The sequence below is a fragment of the Actinobacillus equuli genome, assembly GCF_900636745.1.
Taxonomy (GTDB): domain Bacteria; phylum Pseudomonadota; class Gammaproteobacteria; order Enterobacterales; family Pasteurellaceae; genus Actinobacillus; species Actinobacillus equuli.
This window is the reverse complement of the sequence record NZ_LR134310.1, coordinates 686906-702510: the sequence shown is the minus strand read 5'-3', so window position 1 is coordinate 702510 and position 15605 is coordinate 686906. Positions and strand designations below refer to the sequence as shown.

17 protein-coding genes are annotated in these 15605 nt (G+C 42.0%); 2 read left to right on the top strand and 15 right to left on the bottom strand.

Annotated elements, in window-relative coordinates; genetic code table 11:
* Positions 1-14 precede the first annotated feature (14 nt).
* Genes nudC through pepQ form a run of 5 tightly spaced genes read right to left on the bottom strand, consistent with a single transcriptional unit; the run spans position 15 to position 4168 of the window.
* Entirely contained in the window at positions 15-803 is a 789-nt protein-coding gene (nudC, locus tag EL121_RS03180; RefSeq protein ID WP_039197655.1) for an NAD(+) diphosphatase, read from the bottom strand.
* Positions 803-1501, bottom strand: coding sequence for a pseudouridine synthase (locus EL121_RS03175; protein WP_039197653.1), 699 nt, complete (start codon positions 1499-1501; stop codon positions 803-805). The genes nudC and EL121_RS03175 overlap by 1 nt, the downstream gene beginning before the upstream one ends.
* Positions 1502-2350, bottom strand: a complete 849-nt coding sequence (locus EL121_RS03170) for a DMT family transporter (protein ID WP_039197651.1) — start codon at positions 2348-2350, stop codon at positions 1502-1504.
* Positions 2350-2814 carry an FxsA family protein gene (locus tag EL121_RS03165; RefSeq protein ID WP_039197649.1) on the bottom strand — a complete coding sequence of 155 codons (465 nt, stop codon included), beginning with the start codon at positions 2812-2814 and terminating at the stop codon, positions 2350-2352. Before EL121_RS03165 ends, EL121_RS03170 begins: the two co-directional genes overlap by 1 nt.
* Positions 2815-2836: 22 nt before the next feature.
* The gene (gene pepQ / locus EL121_RS03160; RefSeq protein WP_039197647.1) at positions 2837-4168 is read right to left on the bottom strand and encodes a Xaa-Pro dipeptidase; all 1332 of its coding nucleotides are present in this window, start codon (positions 4166-4168) and stop codon (positions 2837-2839) included.
* Between the two features lie 23 nt (positions 4169-4191).
* Here pepQ and tusA point away from each other — a divergent pair, with 23 nt between their 5' ends.
* On the top strand, positions 4192-4431 hold the full coding sequence (gene tusA, locus EL121_RS03155) for a sulfurtransferase TusA (protein ID WP_005603270.1): 240 nt from the start codon (positions 4192-4194) through the stop codon (positions 4429-4431).
* Positions 4432-4480: 49 nt separating this feature from the next.
* On the opposite strand, the gene rraB is transcribed toward tusA, so the two are convergent.
* From rraB to EL121_RS03105, 10 genes are all read right to left on the bottom strand, one after another.
* Positions 4481-4921, bottom strand: coding sequence for a ribonuclease E inhibitor RraB (gene rraB / locus EL121_RS03150; RefSeq protein ID WP_039197645.1), 441 nt, complete (start codon positions 4919-4921; stop codon positions 4481-4483).
* A 35-nt stretch (positions 4922-4956) separates the two neighbouring features.
* Positions 4957-5655, bottom strand: coding sequence for a glycosyltransferase family 25 protein (locus tag EL121_RS03145; protein WP_039197642.1), 699 nt, complete (start codon positions 5653-5655; stop codon positions 4957-4959).
* Positions 5656-5704: 49 nt separating this feature from the next.
* Positions 5705-6325 (bottom strand): ribosome biogenesis GTP-binding protein YihA/YsxC, encoded by a 621-nt coding sequence (yihA, locus tag EL121_RS03140; RefSeq protein ID WP_014992045.1) that lies wholly within the window; start codon positions 6323-6325, stop codon positions 5705-5707.
* Positions 6326-6590: 265 nt separating this feature from the next.
* Complete coding sequence (locus EL121_RS03135; protein ID WP_014992044.1) at positions 6591-7013, bottom strand: DUF805 domain-containing protein; 423 nt, start codon at positions 7011-7013, stop codon at positions 6591-6593.
* A 39-nt stretch (positions 7014-7052) separates the two neighbouring features.
* Complete coding sequence (locus EL121_RS03130) at positions 7053-7883, bottom strand: ZIP family metal transporter (protein ID WP_039197640.1); 831 nt, start codon at positions 7881-7883, stop codon at positions 7053-7055.
* 127 nt (positions 7884-8010) lie between these two features.
* Positions 8011-9846 (bottom strand): dihydroxy-acid dehydratase, encoded by a 1836-nt coding sequence (ilvD, locus tag EL121_RS03125; protein WP_039197639.1) that lies wholly within the window; start codon positions 9844-9846, stop codon positions 8011-8013.
* A 169-nt stretch (positions 9847-10015) separates the two neighbouring features.
* Complete coding sequence (locus EL121_RS03120) at positions 10016-10549, bottom strand: inorganic diphosphatase (protein ID WP_005624233.1); 534 nt, start codon at positions 10547-10549, stop codon at positions 10016-10018.
* Positions 10550-10661: 112 nt separating this feature from the next.
* Positions 10662-10880 (bottom strand): acetolactate synthase 2 small subunit, encoded by a 219-nt coding sequence (gene ilvM, locus EL121_RS03115; protein WP_039197637.1) that lies wholly within the window; start codon positions 10878-10880, stop codon positions 10662-10664.
* An 18-nt stretch (positions 10881-10898) separates the two neighbouring features.
* Positions 10899-12551, bottom strand: coding sequence for an acetolactate synthase 2 catalytic subunit (ilvG, locus tag EL121_RS03110; protein WP_039197635.1), 1653 nt, complete (start codon positions 12549-12551; stop codon positions 10899-10901).
* Between the two features lie 202 nt (positions 12552-12753).
* Positions 12754-13749, bottom strand: a complete 996-nt coding sequence (locus tag EL121_RS03105; RefSeq protein ID WP_039197632.1) for a 2-hydroxyacid dehydrogenase — start codon at positions 13747-13749, stop codon at positions 12754-12756.
* A gap of 331 nt (positions 13750-14080) precedes the next feature.
* On the opposite strand from EL121_RS03105, the gene nrfA reads away from it, so the two are divergent.
* The gene (nrfA, locus tag EL121_RS03100) at positions 14081-15586 is read left to right on the top strand and encodes an ammonia-forming nitrite reductase cytochrome c552 subunit (protein ID WP_039197630.1); all 1506 of its coding nucleotides are present in this window, start codon (positions 14081-14083) and stop codon (positions 15584-15586) included.
* Positions 15587-15605: the final 19 nt, after the last annotated feature.

Sequence of the window (15605 nt, the reverse complement as noted above, 5' to 3'; positions counted from 1 at the left end):
TTATAAAATTATTGTTATCTTTCCTCTCGGCAAATCTTCAACGTTTCTTTGATTAGCTCCAATGCAATCGTGCCTTCCGGTGGCAGTTCTGGGAGCGGTTGATCGCAGTCGAACCATTTGGCATCAAAGATTTCTTCCTCTTGCAGCGTGATTTCACCACTTTCGTAATCAGCGAGAAAACCTAACATCAGTGAGTTTGGGAATGCCCACGGTTGGCTGCCGAAATAGCGGATATTTTTGATTTTTAAGCCGCTTTCTTCCCATACTTCACGTTGAACGGTGGTTTCGATTGCTTCACCGGCTTCGACAAAACCGGCTAATGTGGTGTAAATCGTGCCTTTATGACGTAGATGGTTAGCAAGTAAAATTTGTCGCCCACGGCGTACCGCCACGATAATAGACGGGCTGATGGTCGGGTAGCTACGATGTTGGCAATCTGGGCAATGTACGGCAATTTCGTTGTTAGCAAGTTCGGTGTGAGCACCGCATTTGCCGCAGAATTTATGCGTATTGAGGAAATGATTAAGTGAAACGGCTCGGTGTAATAGGTGAGCAAATTCCGCCGGGCGAGCAATCTGTGAGCGTAGGTTCACCATGGTAAAATTTTGTAGATTTTCGACCGCTTGTTCATCCAATTGCACCAGAAAAACCGGTGAGTTTTGATATGTCCCAACCTGTAATTTAGCAAAGCCGGCTAAACCTAATTGTTCTGCTGTGCCAAAAGGAATCTCATCATCTTTTAAAGCAATCTCAAATTGATGTACTAATACCCAATAACTTTTCATATTTGCTCCCGAAATCATTAAATTTTTAAGTCAATTTGTTGAAATAATTGGCGTTTTTCTTTTTCATCTAAAACTCGGTATTCACCGCTATCTAAATCACCAAGCTGAAATTGCCCTAAACCGACACGGATTAAGCGCAGGGTCGGAAAGCCGATATGTGCTGTCATTCGGCGTACTTGGCGGTTTTTCCCTTCGTGGATTTTTAGCTCAATCCAACTGGTTGGAATGGTTTTTCGTTCTCGAATTTTTGGGGCGGTTTGCCATTCATAATTCGGGGGGGAAATCGCTTTCGCTTTTGCCGGTTTGGTTAAGCCATCTTTCAATTCAACACCTTTTTCTAACTTAGCTAAATCTGTAGCTTGCGGAATACCTTCCACCTGTGCGAGGTAAGTTTTCTGCTTTTCAAATTTAGGATTCGCTAAGCGGTGCTGAATTTCTCCGTTATTAGTCAGTAACAATAAGCCTTCGCTGTCACGATCTAAACGGCCGACCGGATAAACCTGTGGAATCGGAATAAAATCTTTCAGCGTTTGTCGCCCTTGTTCATCAGTGAATTGGGTTAGCACGTCAAACGGCTTGTTAAACAATACGACCACAGTATCTTCAAACGAAAGCTGTGGTTTAAGCGGTCGTTTTTTGGTTCTATTTTGCAAGTTCGGTTTGTTTGTTGCAGAACGAGCTTTATTTTTTTGATTAAATTTAGCTTTAAACATCATTTATTTCTTTAAGTTAGCCCAAGCGACCGAGAGTAAAATAATCGCACCGCCAATCAACATTTTTAATGTCGGTACTTCGTTAAAACATAACCAGGCAATCGCAATGGCATATACCGGCTCAAGCGAGATAATCATCGAAGCGGTACGGGCGTTAATCGTATCAAGGCTGGAGACAAATAGCGTATATGCCAATGTGGTACAGAAAAAGCCGATACAGAAAATCCAAAACCAATCGAGGACAGGAGCATTGAGCAAACTTGTCGTCGAAAAAGGTAAAAGGATTAACATCGCTACTAAATATTGCCACCAGCTCGTTTGTGTACCGGATAATTTGCTCATATTTTTCCGGTTTACAACCGCCAACACACCATAGACCAAAGCGGATAAAACGCCCCATAAAAGCCCTAATGTCGCATGATTGTCAAAGGTAAATTCCGGTGTGACCAAAATTAAGCCGATAGTAATCGCAACCAATAAAAAACCTTCACGATAACTGAGTTTTTCTCTAAAAAAGAGCATTTCAAATAACGCGACAAAAGCAGGAAAGCTGGCGAAGCCTAAGGTTGCTAAGGCGACACCGCCTACTTGCACAGCAGTGAAAAAGGTCACCCAATGGGCGGTCAGTAAGACGCCGGAAAGCACTTGGTTAAAGAATGCTTGGCGAGTGAGTTTTACAAGCGGTTGTTTTTTCCATATAAAATACAAAGAGATACAAACAAGCGCAATCATCACTCGTCCAAGCACAAGTGTATCCGGGCTGCTTTCAATTAATGCACCGAAAATACCGGAAGCGCCAAAAAGGATCGCGGTGAAATGTACTTTCAGTAATGCGAGCGTATGTTTATCCACTATTTAATCCATTTATCTTGATCTTGTTTGCGTTCAAATTCAGCATCAAACGTATTGTTATCTTGCTGTGAAAATTGACCGCTTGAAAAATGGTTGAAACGCACTTTCGCTTTAAAGAATTTCATTAAATAACGTTCGGCAATATGACGCGTCACCGGCAACATTAATAAAATCGCAATAATATCGCTTAAAAAACCGGGAATAATTAAAAAGACGCCGGCTAAAATAAACAGGAGTGAGCCGATCACCGCTTGTGTCGGGATTTTGCCTTGGCTTAATTCACTACGAATCGAATAAATGGTATATAACCCACGTAATTTCACAAACCATAAGCCTAATACCGAAATACCGATCAGTAACAAAATCAGCGGTAGCACCCCGATTTGGGCTCCCATCGTGACCAGTAACGAGATCTCGCAATAGATATACAGAAAAATGCCGAATAAGATAAAAAGAAATGGCATAACAGTTCCTTATTTGAATGCTTTAATGATCAGAAAGTTGAAGTTCAATTTCCGCTTTTTGGGTTAAATTTTCCGCCCCTTGTGAACGTATCACAATATTGTCTTCGGTGCGGATGCCGCCGAATTGTTTAAATTCAGCGATCTTCTGCCAATTAATATGACGTGCAAGCGGGCTATTTTGCAACGGATTCAGTAACATATCAATGAAATAGAAGCCCGGTTCGATCGTCAGCACCATGTTTTCCGCCAAATCACGAGTACAACGCAGACTTGGATAAAACTCCGGCGGTGATTTGCGAGTACCACGATGATTTTGTTGGAAACCGGCGACATCGTGTACTTGTAGTCCAAGTAAATGCCCTAAGCCGTGTGGTAAAAAGGCCCTGGAAATCCCTTCGTCAAAAATTTGATCCGGTGTAAGACGGACAAAATCATATTCGTGCAGCATTTCGGCAATCCATTGCTGCATTTGCGTATGATAACTCAGATAGTTTACACCCACAGCAAGCTGCTCAATAATGCGATATTTGTATTGTTCCATTTGCTTAATCATCGCTGCAAATTCGCTATTAGGATCAGTCGCATAAGTGCGAGTAATATCGGAGGCATAGCCGTGTACGGTTGCACCGGCATCAATCAGAAAACTCTGTTTTTGCGGATTAGGAACACAATCAAGCCGGGTATAGTGTAAAATAGCCGAGTGTTGATTAATTGCAACAATATTGCCATAAGGCACGTTTAAGTCGGATTGCTGACTGGCTTTTAGATAATTGAGGTTAATTTCAAATTCGCTTTTCCCCTCAAAAAAGGCTTGTTTTGCTGCCTGATGCCCTTTTAATGCCGCAAATTGTGCTTGGTAGATTGCTTCGATTTCAAATTCACTTTTAATCGAACGTTCGAAATGGAGCTGATTCAGTACTTTTTGCGGATTGATTTGGTTAAAACCAAGCGATTTTGCCAAGTTTTCATCTGCACCGATAAAGGCGCAAGCGGTCGGATTTTGGATAAATTTTGCAATTTCCTGGGCATCTTGCAAAATCACCCACTGAAATTCATCTGCAAAAAAAGCGTCTGTCGGGGCGGTTGGCGACGAGTGCCAATAATCATTCGGTGCATAGAAATAGACGGTCGGTTTATTTTTGCCGTCTAAAAACAGCCAGCAATTTTCTGCTGTCGGAAAAGGGAAGAAGTAGTTAAAATGTGGGTTTATTTTAAAGGGGGCGGATTGATCATCTAAAAAATGATAGCGAGCCGTGCCGGAATGAATCCATAAACCGCTGAGAAAGTTAGTTTCTAAAATCGTTTGAACGACTTGCTGTAGTCGTTTGATGTGTTGTGTAAATAATTGTTTCATAAAAGAAAAAATAAGAGAAAAATATGACGGATATAAAAATTGACCAAACATTAGATACGCTTGGGTTACGTTGCCCGGAGCCTGTAATGCTCACTCGCAAAACCATTCGAAATATGGCAGAAGGCGAGGTTTTATTAATTGTGGCGGATGATCCGGCTACCACGCGAGATATTCCAAGTTTCTGTGAATTTATGGATCACCAATTGCTAAATAGCGAAACGGAAAATACCCCATATCGTTACTGGGTCAAAAAAGGGCTTTAAGCACGATAAAATAATCCCCCACACAAACGTATGGGGGATTTTTTAACTATTAGTGACGTGTAATTTCTTCTTCGTCAAACTCAAAATCTTCGTCTTGGTCATCGAAGAATTCGCCGTCTTCACCGTATTCATCATCTTCCGCATTCGGATCTTCAAAATAAGTGCCCCAGCCTTCATATTCCGCACCCACTTTTTCAATCAGCGGCAGTAATTCTTTTTGTTGGGCGGTAATGATGTCGGCATTTAAGTTGACTTCGCTCACGATATCGCACACGAAGATCACTTTGCCATTTTCTTCTTCAACTTCTTCCGCTTCTGAAATTTCATAGCCGAGTTTATAAGCATCAACCACTAATTTTTCCAGTTTATCAAAATCACGGTGTGCCACGTGGTGTTCAATAATATAAAGCGCGTCAGGATCCGAACCGTCTTTTAATAGGTTTTCGATGATCTCATCCGTTTCTTGGCGTAATTCATTAAAATCGTACATTGTTTTTTCCTTATTAATGTAAATTGTTTGGCATTCTATACCGACTTATTCGCTCTGGCAATTTCTCGATCGGCTTCAAGGTCGGAATCATTCGGATTTGCAATTTTTCCGAGTAATGGATTCAGTACCAACATATTCTGACTTGGGCAGATATGAGTAAAGTGATCGGCTAACCAATAAGGTTTGCTAGTTTTCAATTGTTCTACCAACTGAATCGCACGATCTTTACGTATTACATAAAGCGCCGAGCCATCGTTATCAAATAGAGAAGGGTGATTATCGGTTAAAAAGTGGAAATCACGTTGCTCCGCACTTGCCGTATAAAAACCTTCATGAAATAGTGATAATTTATGTAGCAATGCAATTTCGATTTTCGGACGATTTTTTAGTTCTTGTAAGATATTGCTTAGGAAATAATGAAAATTATCTACCAGTTGAATATCGTCTTCAGCAATCACGGCAAAATCGGTTAATTCAAGTTGCTGATTCTCTGCAATTTTCTGCCAGCAGCTAATATGCGAGAGGGTACAAGCGATTTCACCTAAGGTAATCTCTCTGCCAATGATGGATTTAATTTTTTCGATATTAAATAACAATTCCGGCGCATCTAGTAGATCTAATACTTTTTTATCGATCGCTGGTATTCGTTCAAAATATTTGGCATCAGGATGGGCTAGAAAACGCTGGAGGCGTTGAGGATGTCGATTAAGATTGATCACATAGCCGTAAAACATAATTATCCTTTGTAAAAAGAAAGCTTATCCGAAGATAAGCTTTAAATTTTTATGATTGCTGTTCTACAAAAACTTCGCTAAACCAGCCGTCTAATTTAGCCGCTAGTTTATCAATACCGATTTTATTTAGAGCAGAGTAAGCTTCAACTTGAATATCGCCTTGGAACGGTAAAATCGCTTCTCGTACCATTTTTACCGTTTTACTTCTTGCGCTTTGGCTGAGTTTATCCGCTTTAGTTAATAGCAATAACACCGGTAATTGTGCAGACACTGCCCATTCGATCATCTGTTGGTCGAGATCTTTTAACGGGTGGCGAATATCCATCAAAATCACCACACCGCGTAAGCATTCACGTTTTTGTAAGTATTCGCCTAACGCTTTTTGCCATTGGAGCTTCATTTGCTCGGGCACCGCCGCATAACCATATCCCGGTAAATCGACGAGTTTACAATTCGGCTCGACTTCAAATAAGTTAATTAACTGGGTGCGTCCCGGTGTTTTTGAGGTTCTTGCTAAGTTTTTTTGGTTGGTTAATGCATTGAGAGCAGTAGATTTACCGGCGTTTGAACGACCGGCAAAGGCAATTTCCACACCATTGTCTTCCGGTAAATGACGGATATCCGGTGCAGAAGTTAAAAAATGAGTTTTGTGATAGTTTAGTTTGAGCATTATTAGTATTTCTTTTTAAATTAAAAATAGATTTTTTTCCTACTTTCTTTGCGTTGCCAAAGAAAGTATATATTAGGCAGTCTGGGCTGGGTTCCCTTCTGAACCGCCTGAGCGTGTTGCAATTTGTAGGAACATTTTTCTTGAGCGAAGCGAATCTAAAATGTTCCGTTAAGCAAATTTCAACTAAGCGAAGATAAGCGGTGAAGTAGGGTTGACTTTCTTTTGGTTACTTTTCTTTGGCAACGCAAAGAAAAGTAACATTGATCTATCGTGCTAGGAATTTTACACTTAAGCCCTTTTCCCCATACTGGTTCGCTTGCGGATTACCTTTAAATACACCCCATTCCAGCAACAACATCGTACCGATAAACATCGGCATCATCATCCCGAGTAGCCATTGCATTGTGCCTTGGGCTGAAAGGGATACACCATAGCACACAACCGGCACAAATGCCATGATAACCGCTTTACCGGAACGGTTACGATCGTGTAGGCGCTTTATAATCACCGCAGATAAACTATATACGGCGAGTACGAGCGGAATTAAATTAATCACACTGAAAGCGGTCGAATTTAACCAAAAATTTGCAACAATAAATAAGAAAATAAAGTTAATCGCAAAGCCAATCCAAAAGCCCTGACGATTGAGTCTTCCTTGAAGTGAAAACAGTGCTTTGTACCAAATCATACAAATTCCTTTGGGTAACGATCAAAATAAAAGCGTAGCTTAGCCTAAAGCGACATCTAATACCATCATAATTACAAATCCCGCCATTAGACCTAAGGTGGCAATATCGGTGTTACCGCCGCTTTGTGATTCGGGAATCAACTCTTCCACCACTACGAAGATCATTGCACCGGCAGCGAATGCAAGCGCATAAGGCAGAATTGCTGTCATGGAAAGCACAAATGCGGCGCCGATGACCGCAGCAATCGGCTCAACCACTGCAGACATCGCTCCCCACAAGAAAGCTTTTTTACGGCTTTGTCCTTCGCCTCTTAGCGGTAGAGAAAGGGACGAACCTTCCGGAATGTTTTGTAAGCCAATCCCGATTGCTAAGCCAAGCGCAGCGGTGAGCATGGCTTGGTGATCGGCAACATCGGATGCTAAAGCGCCAAATGTTACTCCGAGGGCAAGTCCTTCCGGAATATTGTGAATAGTGATGGCTAAAAACAATAGCATACTTTTAGATAGATGCTTTTTGAACTTCGGCATTCCTTCCGCATCGGTAAGCGGTTTACTTAGATGTAAGTGCGGAACGATATGATCGATTACTCGGAGAAAGAAGCCGCCAGCAAGAAAGCCGACCGCAGCCGGTAGCCATGCTAGCGAACCGTAGCTCGGCTCGGCATATTCAAGCGCAGGGGCGAGGAGCGACCAGAAAGAAGCGGCAATCATCACTCCGGCGGCAAAGCCCATCATCACATCCAGTAATTTGCGGTTTACCGTTTTAAAGAAATAGACAAAAGCCGCGCCAAAAACAGTACATCCCCAAGTAAATAAACCGGCGATAAACGCTTGTAAAATCGGGTTTAGCGATAAAAACAAATCAAACATTTACATTCCTAATAAATAGATCTCAAATGGAGATCAAAAAGCGGTCAAATTTGCGCGAATTTTTGCAAATTATTTTGCAATTTTCTAGCGAAATTTGACCGCTTTTATAAGTTTTAATTAATAGATTTTATAGTTTGGTTTTATCACGCACCGCACCTTTGTCGGCAGAGGTTGCGAAGTGACCGAACATTTTTAACGCCATCGAAACTTCACGTTGGCGATTTGCCGGTTTCCAGCCTTTCGCATCTTGTTCCGCACGGCGTACCGCTAATTCTTCATCCGAAACTAAAAGTTGGATTGAACGGTTTGGAATATCGATCGCAATTTTATCGCCGTCACGTACTAAACCGATTGTACCGCCGGAAGCGGCTTCCGGTGAGCAGTGACCGATAGATAAACCTGATGTCCCCCCGGAGAAACGACCGTCAGTTAATAACGCACATTCTTTGCCTAAACCGATAGATTTTAAGTAAGTGGTCGGATACAACATTTCTTGCATACCCGGGCCGCCTTTCGGGCCTTCGTAACGGATGATCACCACATGACCGGCACGTACTTTACCGCCTAAAATGCCTTCCACCGCTTCTTCTTGGCTTTCAAACACAATCGCATCACCAGTAAATTTTAAGATGGATTCATCTACACCGGCGGTTTTTACGATACAGCCGTCTAGTGCGATATTACCGGTCAGCATTGCTAAACCGCCGTCTTGGCTATAGGCAAATTCTTTTGAACGGATACAACCGTTTTGACGGTCGTCATCTACCGTATCCCAACGGCAATCTTGTGAGAATGCTTTAGTGGTACGAATCCCCGCCGGACCGGCACGGAAGAATTTATGCACTGCTTCGTCTTTTGTGAGGGTAATGTCGTATTTCGCAATCTGTTCACCGATTGTCATACCTAATACAGTACGAGTATCAGAATGTAATAAGTCAGCACGCTCAAGTTCGCCTAAAATTGCCATAATACCGCCGGCACGGTGTACGTCTTCCATATGGTATTTATTAGTATTTGGGGCAACTTTCGATAAGCACGGCACTTTACGTGATAAGCGGTCGATATCCGCCATGGTGAAATCCACTTCCGCTTCTTGTGCTGCGGCTAATAAGTGTAAAACCGTATTGGTTGAACCGCCCATTGCGATATCTAAGCTCATTGCATTTTCAAATGCCGCTTTGGTAGCGATTGAACGTGGTAATACGCTCGCATCGTCTTGCTCGTAATAACGTTTGCAAAGCTCAACGATTTGGCGACCGGCAGTTAAGAATAATTCTTTACGGTCGGCGTGGGTGGCTAACATTGAACCGTTACCCGGTAAAGATAAACCTAATGCTTCGGTTAAGCAGTTCATTGAGTTGGCGGTAAACATACCTGAGCATGAACCGCAAGTCGGGCAAGCGGATTTTTCAATCGCATCTACGTCATCGTCACACACGGTTTTGTCGGCACTTTTCATCATGGCATCAACTAAGTCTAATTTGATTAGTTGATCGGATAATTTGGTTTTACCCGCTTCCATCGGGCCGCCTGACACAAATACCGCCGGAATATTTAAGCGCATTGCTGCCATTAACATTCCCGGGGTGATTTTGTCACAGTTTGAAATACACACCATCGCATCGGCACAGTGCGCATTGACCATATATTCCACCGAATCAGCGATTAAATCACGGCTTGGCAATGAGTAAAGCATACCGCCGTGACCCATTGCGATACCGTCATCCACCGCAATGGTATTAAATTCTTTTGCGACACCGCCGGCTGCTTCGATTTGTTCTGCAACCAGTTTACCCATATCACGTAAGTGGACGTGACCCGGTACAAATTGAGTAAAGGAGTTTACCACGGCAATAATCGGTTTGCCGAAGTCGTTTTCTTTCATTCCTGTTGCACGCCATAATGCACGTGCGCCTGCCATATTGCGACCTTGCGTTGAGGTTGCAGAACGTAAAATAGGCATAATCTCTCCAATGTTATTTCAGTTGTGTTTGTAATGGATAAATAGACGCTAATATATTAGCACACCGCTTAAAATCCTAAAACAAGCGGTCAATTTTTTGGTTATTTTTGCATATTATTAAAAATAAAGGCAATTCGAAGTGAATTGCCTTTATTGTTACGCGGGAAGATTATTTTTGCTCGTCCCAACGTTTGATTGATTCACGAATTACTTCTTTCGCTTCTTCTACATCACCCCAGTGTTGAACAACAGTTGAACCTGGTTTTTTCAGTGCTTTGTAGTTATTGAAGTGGAATTCGATTTGTTTGATTAATTGTGCCGGTAAATCTGCTAATGAGTTATATGCATTACCTGAGTCACGGTCGTCTGCCGGTACACACACAATTTTGTCATCTACTTCGCCGTCATCAACGAATTTCATTACACCGATAACTTTCGCTTCAAGGAATACACCGGTCGCTAACGGTTGACGCGTAATTAATAACACATCTAATTCATCGCCGTCTTCATCTAATGTTTGTGGAATGAAACCGTAGTTAGTCGGTTTTGCGAAGATAGCCGGTTCAACACGGTCTAATTGGAATGCACCTAATTTACGGTTCCATTCAATTTTGTGGCAGCTGCCTTCTGGAATTTCGTTTACAACGTTGATGATACCTGCATCAACATCACCCGGAGTTAAGATTTGGTTAAAATCTGCCATTTTATTTCCTTATTGCTCAATAAATGGTTGGTTAAATGGGCGAAACAGTATTGCTTCGCCAAACAGTCTTTTATTTTATACAGTATTTCGCTTTGACGCTATCTCTGATTAGTTAGCTCACCGCTAAGACATCAAATAATTTTTCAAGTTGTGCGGTAAGTAACGAAATATCACGTTGGCTCTGTAGAATGAGCTGAATTGCAATTTCTTCGCCGGAATTAACCGCTTGTAGATTCAGAACTTCAAAACCTCGGTGGCGAATCACTCGTAAAATACGTTCAAGTGTTTCGGGACGTGTATTAGCTTTAATAGTTAAATCGTAACGTTGCATTATTATTCTCCTCAACACCTAAACTTCATCGTCCAGCATATCTGCGTTACAAGCGCCCGGCGGCACAAGCGGCCATACGTTATCTTCTTCCGGAATACAAACGTGTAATAAGTAAGCACTTTCCGCATTTAGTAAGCGGTCTAACGCATCAGAGACTTCACTAGCTTTCTCAATACGTTCGCCTTTAATGCCGAATGCTGAAGCAAGCACTACGAAATCAGGGTTGTCATCTAAAATCGTGTTACTGTGGCGACCGTGGAAGAAAAGCGATTGCCATTGGCGCACCATACCTAAACGTTGGTTATCCAGTAATAAGATTTTGACCGGTAAATTACCACGTTTGATAGAACCGAATTCCTGAATATTCATCATAATCGAGCCGTCACCAGTAACTAAAATCACTGGATCATTCGGACGAGCTTTTACCGCACCGACTGCCGCCGGTAAGCCGAAGCCCATCGTACCAAAGCCTGCTGAGGTAATGAAGTTTTCCGGCGCAAAGTGCTGTAAATGTTGCGCAGACCACATTTGGTGTTGACCTACATCCGTGGTGATAATCGCATTTTTCGGTTTACGTTGTGAAAGAGTGTTTAATAATGCCTTAGCATCAATATCGCCTTCACCTGCATTATCGACATATTGGAAATCTAAGTCGGCTTTTAAGCGTTTAACATCTTCACGCCAAGGATCGATATCTAGCGGTTGCGCTAAAGCATTTACCGCTTCAATCAAATCGCCTTGTAATGCAACCTGTACTTTGCGTAATTTGTTAATTTCAGCGCTATCAATATCGATATGAATTACTTTGGCGTGTGGCGCGAAGGTATCAAGTTTACCGGTTACTCGGTCATCAAAACGTGCGCCGCAAGCAATCAGCAGATCGCATTCTTGTACCGCATAGTTTGCTGCTTTGGTGCCGTGCATACCAATCATCCCCATATAAAGCGGCGCATCCGCTTCGATGGTGCCTAAACCTTTTAAGGTGGAAACAGACGGCATATTGGTAATTTTTAAGAAATTTCTGACCGCTTGTACACCACCAGCCATACCGACACCACCGCCGACATATAATACCGGGCGTTTAGCTTGAGCGATAAGAGCTTTAGCTTGCGCAAGGTTTTCGGCATTCTGTGCGCTAGGCGCTTGTTTGGTATATACGATAGGCTTCGCTGAAGTCGGTGCTAATTGCACGTCACGAGGAATATCGACTAACACGGGGCCCGGGCGACCGCTTTGTGCGATTTGGAATGCACGTGCGATAATTTCAGGTAATTCTTCTACATTTTGAACGATGAAACTATGTTTGGTACACGCAAGTGAAAGACCTAATACATCCGCTTCTTGGAAAGCGTCCGTACCGATTAAATGTGAAGCAACTTGACCGGTAATCGCTACCACCGGAATCGAATCTAATGCTGCATCACCCAAGCCGGTAATTAGGTTGGTTGCACCGGGACCGGATGTCGCGATACAAACACCCACTTTACCCGTTGCACGCGCATATCCAATTGCAGCCATTGCCGCACCCTGTTCATTGCGAACTAATAAATGATCTAAACCTGAGTCGTAAAGCGCATCATAAGTAGGCATAATCGCACCGCCCGGATAACCGAATAGTGTGGTCACACCCTGTGCTTTTAGACTTTCAATGACTAAATTTGCACCGTTCATTTTTGTTGTGTCCTAGTTATAATTATTTAATTAAATTTATAAAATTAAAGGCGTTATTGATAACATAGATTTAAGGATTTTTAAACCCGTAATCAGCAAAATTGTGGGAAATTCAACAAGAGAAAGCGGATATGGAAAGAAAACGGTCAATTTTGGCGTAAAATTTGCAAAAAAATACGCAAAGTTGACCGCTTGTTAGCGGTTAAGATGCTAACACTAGATTTGGACACTCTTCATTATTATGAATATGTTGAATATTACTGAGCGTGACTTCTGAAATATTGGTTAACGCTTCAGCCGTCAAAAATGCTTGGTGTCCGGTAAACAATACGTTATGGCAAGAAGATAAACGGCGGAAAACATCATCTAAAATGACATCGTTCGATTTATCTTCGAAGAATAAATCACGTTCATTTTCGTAGACATCCATCCCTAATGCACCGATGCGTTGTTGTTTTAAAGCTTCAATTGCCGCTGAAGAATCAATTAACCCGCCACGGCTGGTATTAATAATCATCACACCGTCTCGCATTTTGTCAAAAGCCTGCTTATTTAATAAATGATAATTTTCCGGTGTCGCCGGGCAGTGCAAACTGATAATGTGAGATTTCGCATATAGCTCATCAAGTTCAACATATTTGGCGCCGATCGCTTCGGCAGCAGGATTTTTAAACGGATCGAATGCTAAGATCTCCATACCGAAGCCTTTGAGGATCCGCATTGTTGCCAACCCAATTTTGCCGGTACCAATAATGCCGACTGTCTTACCATGCATATTAAAGCCAATTAAGCCCTCTAAAGAGAAATTCGCATCTCGTGTGCGTTGATAAGCACGGTGGATACGGCGATTTAAACTTAGCATTAATGCAACTGCGTGCTCGGCAACCGCTTCCGGCGAATAAGCCGGCACTCGCACGACTTGTAAGCCGAGTTTTTGGGCTGCTTTTAAATCAACGTTGTTAAAACCAGCACAGCGTAGCGCCACAATTTTTACACCGACTTTAGCGAGTGATTCCAAGACATCAGCGCTTGCATCATCATTTACGAAAATACATACCGCTTGGCAACCTTCAGCCATTTTGGCGGTGCGTTCACTTAACATAAAGTCAAAGAATTCAAGCTGAAAACCATATTGTTGATTGGCTAATTCGAGATATTTACGATCGTAATTTTTAGTGCTGTAAACGGCGATTTTCATGATTACTCCTGCAAGATAAATAAATCCTACTTTTTTAGTTGGTTATTGTTTATTTTAAGAACAATTCTAAAAAAGTCAATTTAACCCCAGTCTGGTTTATATTTCTTTTATTACATCAAATCATAAAAAGGGATGGTTAGGTAAGCGAAAAACACATACCTCTTAAGGAGTATTTGTGATTTTTTTGTTGATTTATTTCAATAAAAGTTAAGATTCACCTAGTAAATATTATCTATTTTATTCTATGCTCACGCGTGAAACGCAATGTTTATCTTATTGTTTTTAATAAGAAAAATTCTCATTTCTATCAGCATTTTGTGGGGGACACAACGTGAAACGTTTAACTAAAAAATTAGCAATGGCAACCATTGCAATGTTGGGATGTTTATCATCGTCAGCATGGGCGGAGGAAGCAAAATCGCCGTCTTTAACCGATAAAGCTTTAAAACATGAAAAACTAGGAGTGGTAGTAGAATCAGCAAACCATAAATTTGCTGAAAAATATCCGCTTCAATATAACTCATGGAAAGCAACTTCAGAATCAACCGACCGTGGTAGTGCTTTAGCGGCGGATCCTCGCTACGTTGTGTTATGGGCGGGTTATGCATTTGCAAAAGACTATAACAAACCTCGTGGCCACTATTATGCTGTAACAGATGTACGTGAAATTTTACGTACTGGTGCGCCGAAAGATGAGAATGACGGTCCACAGCCAATGGCTTGTTGGACATGTAAAGGTCCTGATGTTGCACGTTTAATCGAAGAAAAAGGTGAACGTGGTTATTTTGATCCTAAATGGGCGAAATACGGTGCTGAAATCGTAAACTCAATCGGTTGTGCAGACTGTCATGACACAACATCGAAAGAGTTTGAAGAAGGCAAACCTGCATTACGTGTTGCTCGTCCACATGTATTACGTGCGTTAGAAACTGTAGGTTGGAAATTTGAAGACTTAGATAAACATGGCAAACGTACAGCAGTATGTGCAAACTGTCACGTAGAGTACTACTTCAAAGGCAAAACAGACGTAACTTTCCCATGGGATAAAGGTGTAGATGTAGATAGCATTGAGAAATACTACGATGAAATTCAATTTGCTGACTGGACTCACGCATTATCTAAAGCACCAATGTTAAAAACTCAGCACCCGGATTTTGAAATCTGGTCGCAAGGTGTTCATGGTAAAAACGGCGTAACTTGTATTGACTGCCATATGCCGAAAGTGAAAGATAAAGACGGTAAAGTTTATACGGATCACAAAATCGGTAACCCGTTCGATCAATTTGACGCAACGTGTAAAACTTGTCACGAACAAAGCAAAGAAACACTTGAGAAACGTGTGAAAGAACATAAACACCAAGTGAAAGAAGCAATGATTCGTTTAGAAGATCAATTAGTGAAAGCGCACTTTGAAGCGAAAGCAGCTTGGGAAGCAGGTGCAACTCAAGAAGAGATGAAAGATATCTTAACTGCAATTCGTCACGCTCAATGGCGTTGGGATTACTCTGCAGCTGGTCATGGTAGCCATATGCACGCACCTGACGTAATGTTACACGTAATTGCAACCGGTATCGACCGTGCAGCGGATGCGCGTGCGAAATTAGGTGTGGTATTAGCGAAACACGGCGTAACTACTCCAGTAGCAATTCCGGACATCTCTACTAAAGAGAAAGCGCAAAAAGCGATTGGCTTAGATATTCCTAAAGACCAAGCAGCAAAAGATGAATTCTTACGTACAGTGGTTCCACAATGGGATGCGGAAGCTCGTAAAAAAGGCTTATTACCGGCAGTAGAAGAACCAAAAGCGGTTGTAGCACCAAAAGCAGAAGCGAAATAATAGAAGCTTGAGGTGAAAT

What these genes read in the sequence shown, in the direction of transcription:
- EL121_RS03175 (WP_039197653.1), bottom strand. Translation starts at nt 1,501, where the DNA reads ATGATGTTTAAAGCTAAATTTAATCAAAAAAATAAAGCTCGTTCTGCA.
- EL121_RS03145 (WP_039197642.1), bottom strand. Translation starts at nt 5,655, where the DNA reads ATGTTTTACGGCTATGTGATCAATCTTAATCGACATCCTCAACGCCTC.
- EL121_RS03120 (WP_005624233.1), bottom strand. Translation starts at nt 10,549, where the DNA reads ATGGCAGATTTTAACCAAATCTTAACTCCGGGTGATGTTGATGCAGGT.
- ilvM (WP_039197637.1), bottom strand. Translation starts at nt 10,880, where the DNA reads ATGCAACGTTACGATTTAACTATTAAAGCTAATACACGTCCCGAAACA.
- nudC (WP_039197655.1), bottom strand. Translation starts at nt 803, where the DNA reads ATGATTTCGGGAGCAAATATGAAAAGTTATTGGGTATTAGTACATCAA.
- EL121_RS03165 (WP_039197649.1), bottom strand. Translation starts at nt 2,814, where the DNA reads ATGCCATTTCTTTTTATCTTATTCGGCATTTTTCTGTATATCTATTGC.
- rraB (WP_039197645.1), bottom strand. Translation starts at nt 4,921, where the DNA reads ATGTACGATTTTAATGAATTACGCCAAGAAACGGATGAGATCATCGAA.
- EL121_RS03135 (WP_014992044.1), bottom strand. Translation starts at nt 7,013, where the DNA reads ATGATTTGGTACAAAGCACTGTTTTCACTTCAAGGAAGACTCAATCGT.
- pepQ (WP_039197647.1), bottom strand. Translation starts at nt 4,168, where the DNA reads ATGAAACAATTATTTACACAACACATCAAACGACTACAGCAAGTCGTT.
- EL121_RS03105 (WP_039197632.1), bottom strand. Translation starts at nt 13,749, where the DNA reads ATGAAAATCGCCGTTTACAGCACTAAAAATTACGATCGTAAATATCTC.
- ilvD (WP_039197639.1), bottom strand. Translation starts at nt 9,846, where the DNA reads ATGCCTATTTTACGTTCTGCAACCTCAACGCAAGGTCGCAATATGGCA.
- ilvG (WP_039197635.1), bottom strand. Translation starts at nt 12,551, where the DNA reads ATGAACGGTGCAAATTTAGTCATTGAAAGTCTAAAAGCACAGGGTGTG.
- EL121_RS03130 (WP_039197640.1), bottom strand. Translation starts at nt 7,883, where the DNA reads ATGTTTGATTTGTTTTTATCGCTAAACCCGATTTTACAAGCGTTTATC.
- yihA (WP_014992045.1), bottom strand. Translation starts at nt 6,325, where the DNA reads ATGCTCAAACTAAACTATCACAAAACTCATTTTTTAACTTCTGCACCG.
- tusA (WP_005603270.1), top strand. Translation starts at nt 4,192, where the DNA reads ATGACGGATATAAAAATTGACCAAACATTAGATACGCTTGGGTTACGT.